The sequence below is a fragment of the Pollutimonas bauzanensis genome, assembly GCF_040393045.1.
In the GTDB taxonomy this organism is placed as follows: domain Bacteria; phylum Pseudomonadota; class Gammaproteobacteria; order Burkholderiales; family Burkholderiaceae_B; genus Pollutimonas; species Pollutimonas bauzanensis_A.
Genome location: NZ_JBEBUX010000048.1, coordinates 21,083 through 28,012, shown reverse-complemented (window position 1 = coordinate 28,012; position 6,930 = coordinate 21,083). Strand labels below are relative to the sequence as shown.

The window sequence follows — 6,930 nt, the reverse complement described above, 5'->3', positions numbered from 1 at the left end:
GGCCTGTCACGCCGGGGGTCGCGGGTTCGAGTCCCGTCCGCTCCGCCAAAGAATTTAAAGCCTTGTAGCTCATAGAGTTACAAGGCTTTTGTCTTTTCCGGAGCAGCGCCTGGCTTTGAAGCGCTCAAGGTCAAGACTCAAATCAAATGCGCCGCACAATGGCGGCGCTGTCGCACAAGTCGCTTAAAACCGGTAGCCAACCCCGACCGTCGCTACCCATGGATCGATCTGAGTCTTCCCGATACGCTGACCGTTCAGTTTCACATCGGACGAAATATCGATATAGCGTATGTCCGCATTCATAAACCAGCGATCAGTCAATTTCACATCAACACCCAGTTGTGCAGCCAACCCCCAGGAATCATCCAGACTCAGATGCCCCAATGAGCTCTTGGTGCTGAAGAAGGTGGTGTAGTTCAGCCCTACCCCGATATAGGGCTGTATCTGGGCATCGGGCAGAAAATGCCATTGCAGGCTCAGTGTGGGCGGCAGGTGTTTGGTAGAACCAATATTGCCCAATCCTTGGGCACTGATGTCATGCTTGAACGGGAAGGCGCCCAAAAGCTCTATGCCGATGTTGCGGGTGGCCATATAGGTCAGGCTAACGCTGGGCCGTGTGCTGCTGCCGACATCCAGACGGACATCACCCAGCACATCGCCGTTATTTGACTTGGGTTCGATATGTGTGACGCCTGCTTTCAATAGCCAGTCGCCCGCCTCGTGAGCGGTGGCCGGCGCCGCGGCAGTAGCCCCGGCAGCGACCAGACAACTTAGTACCGCATTGCGTAAACCTGCCTGCATCGTAATCTCCATCTTTCAAAAAGGGTCTTTGTGACCCTCATTGTGAAAGGCGTTCAGAGATATAAAGTTGACACAGGTCAATCATCAAAAGGCCTAAAGAAACAGCCACATGAACTCTTGATATAAGTCAAAAAAGCATGTGCGCCTGTTGCTTGATGGAGACGAGGTCACCGAGGATAACGCCATGTCCGCTACTATCTGTTGATGATCCCCGACCCCCTACTCACCGCTTTCCTAGAGACCAATTATGTGGTGTTCTCGCCTGCTGCAAGCTTCAGCCTGCGTATCGGAAAATATAGTGCAGGTCTGGCCAAGCTGATGTCGGAGCACCGCGCGAATACGGCTGCGATTCTTACCGCTTACAACCCTGGGGCTGCGCCGGTCGACATCAAGGCAAATCGCGACGCACAGAAACTATTGCTGGATAGCATTCAAATGCAGAGCGTTTCTTACTTCTTTGGCGAAAACATTCCGGCTGACGCAGATGGCCCACTAGAACCAACGATAGTGGTGATGGGCATGCAGCTAGAACAAGCCCGTGCCCTGGCCGAACAGTTTAAGCAGCTCGCCTTTGTATTTTCCGATGCCCGTGCCATCCCCGAACTGGTGTGGATGCATTCCTAGATTTATCATCTATCGGGCGCCCCGCCAGGCCAGTGGTCCTCGCCGTGCAGCCCATGCTCGACCGCATAAACGGCCACTTGCACTCGACTGGAAAGATTCAACTTTTTCAGAATATTTTGAACGTGAATTTTGACGGTGCTTTCAGCCACACTTAAATTACGGGCAATGACTTTGTTGCTTTCGCCACGAGCCAGGCATTGAACAATCTCGCGTTCGCGGGCGGTCAGGCGAGCACGCTCGAGCTCACCGGAATGCCCCCCTGGCGTATGCGACCGGAATTGCGCCACAAGCTTGGCTGTCATGCTCTCGGTAATGACCGGCTGTCCGGCAGCGACACGCCGTATGGCAGTTGTTAACGCATCAGCATCAATATTCTTAAGCAAGTAACCGCGCGCACCATCGCGCAGTGCCTGGCCCAATTCCTCGGCCTCTTCGGACACCGTTAAAATCAGTACGGCACAATCAGGTAGATCCTGGACCAGCAACTGCAGGGTTTCAAGCCCCGACAAACCTGGCATATGCAAGTCAAGCAAAATAACATCGGGCGCCAATGACTTGGCGCGCTTGACTCCCTCCAGGCCATCGGGCGCTTCGCCGACTATGTCGAAATCAGGTTGGCGTTGCAACAGCAGGCGTACGCCCGAGCGAAACAAACTATGGTCATCAATGAGCAGAATACGGATAGCCATGGGGAATCATTGCCTGCAAATAAAAAATACTGCCTTGCTCAAGCTGCCTGCCGTGCGGCCGCCGGCAGCAAAAGAGATACAGAAGCACCGTCACCAGGACTTGCGCGCAATTCCAGCGATGCCTGCATGTGTTGAGCACGTTCGTGCATGATACGCCGACCAAAGTGTTCCTCGATGCGGCCAGCCACCTCGGCGGGATCGTAGCCTACGCCGTCATCGGACACCACCAAGCGAAAGTCGTGCCTGTTCTCGATCTTGATTTCGACCTTGCTGGCATGAGCATGCTTACGCACATTCGACAGTGCCTCTTGCAGAATAAATAGCACTTGCAGTTGTTGCTCGGGAGGCAGAGGCGCCCCCGCCAGCCCATCGTCGGCAATCATCATCACTTCGATGCCGCTCTGCCGCCGGAATCGCGCGACGGTGGCCTCCACTGCCGTCAGCAAATCCCCTCGCCCTAACCGGCTGCGAAAATTGCCCAGCAGCTCGCGTACATCCTGATAGCTTTCATCAATGCCGGCTCGCAGCAGCGGCACTATCTCGTTGACTTCCCGAAGGTCGCCGCGGGTCGCCGCCTGATCGAGCAACTGCAACTGCAAGTTAAGGAAATTCAAGCTCTGGGCGATGCTGTCGTGCAACCCTTGGGCCATCAAGCCACGCTCTTGTATCATGGCCAACTGCCGAGCCTGAGCGCTTAGACGGCGATTTTCCAGGGCAATGCCAAGATGTTGCCCCAGGGTTTCAAGCAAATGCCTTTCTTCGGCACCAAGCGCCAGCTCGCCGATAAAATGCAAAGAAAAAGAGCCCAGCACCTCTTTTTGCGCCTGAATACGAAATACTGCCAAACCACGGAACCCTTCTTCGGCGCACTGAAAATCCTTTGGTACCGCGACCCTGTGTATGTCCCGGATAAACAGCACGCCGCTACGGGTGGCAGCCCCACAAAAACAACCATCGACTTTCATGCAATGTTCTGCACGATCGTGCTTCTCTGACAAACCATGCGATACCACCATGCTGAGGCTTTCAGCCGAGGGATCGAGCGTTCGGATTGTTCCGGCCTCCGCGCCGAACTGTTGGATGACACGATCGAGAAAACCCCGGCACATATCCTCGATTTCATTAGGCTGAGTCAGGAATGCCGCCATATCGTAAAGGGCACTGAGTGCACGGTTCTGCTGAGCAAGTTGGGACGTTTTTTCTGCAACACGGGCCTCAAGATTCCCGTACAAGCCTTCTAGCTCACCAGCCATCTTATTGAATCCCGCCGCCAACGCGCCGAACTCGTCCATGCTCTCGATAGGTAGCCGAACGCCGAATTCACGAGCGGCCATACGGTGCAAGCCGTCACCCAAGCGCCATATCGGATAGATGATCCATAGATAAAGAAGATAAATCATGGCAAGCGTACCGAGACAGGCGATCACGATAAGAATGCCCTGCGACAAGCGTAGCAACGACGTCTTGCCGGAGCTATCTTCTTCTATCATGCGCACAAGCTTGTCAGCCTGATGCACGAACTCAGGCAAAACAAGAAAATAAGTTTCGCTGCCGGTGTTGTTGGCGGCCTCTAGTGCTGCCGGTTTCATAACGTATTGCCAGATATGCAGCACCTTGGCCATTTGCGCCAACACAGCCCGATCATCTGGAAGGAATAACGGCCGTGCCGGATTGCCACGTTTCAGTTGCGCCAGCACGTCATCTTGAGTTTTGATCTGATCCCGGACACGCTGAACCTGATCGCCGCCAGGCAGCATATGCATCTTTGCGATTTCTACCGCGACGGAATTGGCGCGCATACGCAAGCTACCGCTATCGTTGATAGCGCCGCCAGCGCCTTCTAATTGCCAAGACAGCAATAGCGTCCAGGCAATCATCGACAGCACGACTACCAGCGCCACCGCTGAGCTGGCGATAATGCGCGTAGAAAGCCGGTGGCGCAGTTCCGGCCGGTCGGAAAGAAGCGTTGTCTCGTTCATGCTGGCCGCATTACAACACTTACGTAACACTTATACCAAAACGTAGTCATCAAACTCTGGCATGAAAGGAAATACGAGCGGCAAAAAGGCATCTGCGCGTGGCGAATAGGCTAAGAGTGCACCGGCATCCATGTCAAAATACCATCCGTGCAACGTAATTGCCATCTGTTCCAGACGGCGGCGTACGCATGAAAAACTTTCCAGGTTCTTAAGTGAGACAAGGATAGAGGCCAGCTCGCAGGCGCGCCTCTGCTTGCCAACATCAGCTTGTGGCATCTGCCGCAGCACCTGGTTTCGGGCTTGCATTGCGATACCCAGCCAGCGCCCTATCACCCCGGCTTCATCATCCGTTGTGAACTGCTGTTCAATCAAGGCGCGCACCCCGCCGCATTGGCTATGCCCAAGCACAATCACACGCTCAACACGCAATTGCTCTACCGCGAACTGAATAGCTGCCAGCACACCTTGATGCGCAGAGCCGCCCCCATATGGAGGGACTAGATTCGCTACGTTGCGCACCGTAAAAATATCGCCCGGATCACAACCCAGCAGCAAGGCGGGGTCCACACGCGAATCGCAGCAACCGATCAACAACGTTCTGGGCTGTTGGCCGTCGCGCAGGCGCTTGTATAACGATGGCTGCTGAGCAAAATACCGTTGCTGAAATTTTTTGAATCCACCGATAAATCGCTCGATATCGTGCATACATTTCTCATTGCACTAAAGGGCTGTCTGCGCCTTCCAGCTCGATACCCTGAATATGAGCACGGCCGACCAGTAGTTGCAGGTATTGTTTCCATGCCGTGTCGCGGCTGACTGCAGCCAGGGCACTTGCAATGCCGCCTGCGGCCTCATCGTAAGACTGCAGTCTGCCCTCGACACGTCTGTTAACCCGTACGATATGCAGCCCATAACGCGTCTCGAGCAAGCGCGGAAGAAGCTCTCCGGCCTGCAGGGAAAACACGGCGCGCTCGAATTCTGGCACCGTATCGCCGCGTGCCAATTGGCCAAGACTGCCACCAACGGCACCCGAAGGGCAGTTCGATAGCGCCCTGGCCTGCGCACCAAACAAGCTGGGGTCGGCAATTAGCGCATTCAACGCATCCTGTGCCAAGCCGCGTAACGATGTCAGATCCACTTCCGATGTTACCTGGAACAAAATATGATCTGCTTCGATCAACTCGCCCACCATAAACTGATCAGGATGCTGAGCGTAATAGCGTCTACAACTCTGCTCATCAGGCGTGGGGACACGCACCTCCCGCTCAAGCAATGCGCCTATGGTTGCCTCGTCATCGCTACCGCCAATTTGCAACTTGGCCGCTTCATCAAGCAGCACCCGGCGCAGCACAAGCGCTGTTGTCGCACGCCGGACGGGGTTTTCGGCATCGGCATGTAAAGGCAGTTCCGCCGCCATCTCGGCGTCGGTGAGTTCAACATTGTTCACAATTACTGCCATACTGCGCTCCGTGATGAATGGCACAAGAAAGAAATTAGCGAGGGCGCACAAGCTGCCACGCTCGGCCCAGGTAGCCTATGGAGCCAAAGCCGCTCCATACGTGTACCAAGCGGGTGAATGGAAAGAGCACGAACAACGTAATGCCCATGAATAGATGTGCCTTGAACAAGGCGGGTGCGTCTATCAGGTATCCGGCCGCGCCACCGCGGAACGTGACAATGTGCTGGGCCCAATGCATCAGCTGCACCATCATGCTGCCATCCATGTGGCTGGCCGATACAAAAATAGTGGAGAGACCCAGCAGCAGCGTGATGAGTATCCATAACAGCAATATCTTGTCGCCGCCACGAGTGGCCGCGGCGATGCGCGCATCAGATAATCGTCGGTGCAATAGGATGAGCAGACCCACCAGGCAAATTCCCCCCATTACACCGCCTGCAGCCATTGCAAATGCCTGTTTCAACCCATGAGATATACCCATGGCATCCCAAACGAACACAGGGGTCAACAAGCCGACCAAGTGTCCAAAGAACAGACCAATGATGCCTACATGGAACAAGATGCTTCCAAGCCGTAGATTGCCGCGATATAGCAATTGCGAGCTATCGCTTTTCCAGGTGTATTGCTCTCGATCGAAACGGATCAGGCTGCCCAGAAGAAAAATCGCCAGTGCGATGTAAGGATAAATACCGAAAACAAATTGATGTAGCGTGTTCATGTTGATTTTCCTTGAGACTCACACCGCATTCATGCGTGGATGAAACCGCAACGTATGCTCGCCCATCGCCGGCTGGCGCAGCAAAGGCTCGACCCCATCGGCGCCCACACCGAATATTTCCATGGCTTCATCCATGTCGCGCACTGGCGGATCGGCTTGCAGCCTGGGCTTCACAGTGGTCAGGGAAGGCAATACATTAAAGGCAGCCGCATAAGGGCTTCCGTTACGCGCGAGCCTGCCTCCGATTGCCATCAATACATGAATCGCTTCGCCCAATAGAGGTTCTGCGGCATCCTTGTCAAGCAGACTAAGAAACTCGAGAAATAGCGGCACGTGATCAGGCAGTTCCGGACCGCCGGGTTCGAAACCGCTACGTTGGTATTCCGCAAGGAGGTCGACCATAGCTTGCCCGCGGTCACGGCTCTCGCCGTGTATGTGCTCAAATAAATGCAGCGCATGCGCAGGATTGCGATCGAAGGTAGTGACGTAGTTTTCCTGCGCGGAAATAAGTTCGCAAGCGCCAAGAAATTCCAGCAGAGGCAAGAGCAATTGCTTGGCTTCAGGCCATGGTTCCAGAGCTCGTGCAATGTCCGGCAAGGCATCGAGCATGTCTTGTTCGGGATAGTCCAGCAAGACGGAAAGAATCCGGTAAAGACGCAT

The 6,930-nt window shown here is 54.7% G+C and carries 8 protein-coding genes; 1 reads left to right on the top strand and 7 read right to left on the bottom strand.

All coding sequences use genetic code 11. The features are described from left to right. Nucleotides 1-183: 183 nt before the first annotated feature. Nucleotides 184-801: an OmpW/AlkL family protein gene (locus ABWO67_RS09635; RefSeq protein ID WP_353150932.1), complete on the bottom strand. Its 618-nt coding sequence runs from the start codon at nucleotides 799-801 to the stop codon at nucleotides 184-186. A 204-nt stretch (nucleotides 802-1,005) separates the two neighbouring features. On the opposite strand from ABWO67_RS09635, the gene ABWO67_RS09630 reads away from it, so the two are divergent. Then, complete coding sequence (locus ABWO67_RS09630) at nucleotides 1,006-1,425, top strand: DUF3293 domain-containing protein (RefSeq protein WP_353150928.1); 420 nt, start codon at nucleotides 1,006-1,008, stop codon at nucleotides 1,423-1,425. A gap of 5 nt (nucleotides 1,426-1,430) precedes the next feature. Here the strand turns inward: ABWO67_RS09630 and ABWO67_RS09625 are convergent, their stop codons facing one another. Genes ABWO67_RS09625 through narJ form a run of 6 tightly spaced genes read right to left on the bottom strand, consistent with a single transcriptional unit; the run spans nucleotide 1,431 to nucleotide 6,930 of the window. Beyond that, on the bottom strand, nucleotides 1,431-2,114 hold the full coding sequence (locus ABWO67_RS09625; protein ID WP_353150925.1) for a response regulator: 684 nt from the start codon (nucleotides 2,112-2,114) through the stop codon (nucleotides 1,431-1,433). A 38-nt stretch (nucleotides 2,115-2,152) separates the two neighbouring features. Next, entirely contained in the window at nucleotides 2,153-4,093 is a 1,941-nt protein-coding gene (locus ABWO67_RS09620; protein WP_353150922.1) for a type IV pili methyl-accepting chemotaxis transducer N-terminal domain-containing protein, read from the bottom strand. A 30-nt stretch (nucleotides 4,094-4,123) separates the two neighbouring features. Then, nucleotides 4,124-4,798 carry a carbonic anhydrase gene (locus tag ABWO67_RS09615; RefSeq protein WP_353150919.1) on the bottom strand — a complete coding sequence of 225 codons (675 nt, stop codon included), beginning with the start codon at nucleotides 4,796-4,798 and terminating at the stop codon, nucleotides 4,124-4,126. A 7-nt stretch (nucleotides 4,799-4,805) separates the two neighbouring features. Next, nucleotides 4,806-5,552: a peptidylprolyl isomerase gene (locus ABWO67_RS09610; protein ID WP_353150916.1), complete on the bottom strand. Its 747-nt coding sequence runs from the start codon at nucleotides 5,550-5,552 to the stop codon at nucleotides 4,806-4,808. Nucleotides 5,553-5,586: 34 nt separating this feature from the next. Further along, nucleotides 5,587-6,270: a respiratory nitrate reductase subunit gamma gene (gene narI, locus ABWO67_RS09605; protein WP_353150914.1), complete on the bottom strand. Its 684-nt coding sequence runs from the start codon at nucleotides 6,268-6,270 to the stop codon at nucleotides 5,587-5,589. Nucleotides 6,271-6,288: 18 nt separating this feature from the next. Beyond that, nucleotides 6,289-6,930: a nitrate reductase molybdenum cofactor assembly chaperone gene (gene narJ / locus ABWO67_RS09600; protein ID WP_353150938.1), complete on the bottom strand. Its 642-nt coding sequence runs from the start codon at nucleotides 6,928-6,930 to the stop codon at nucleotides 6,289-6,291.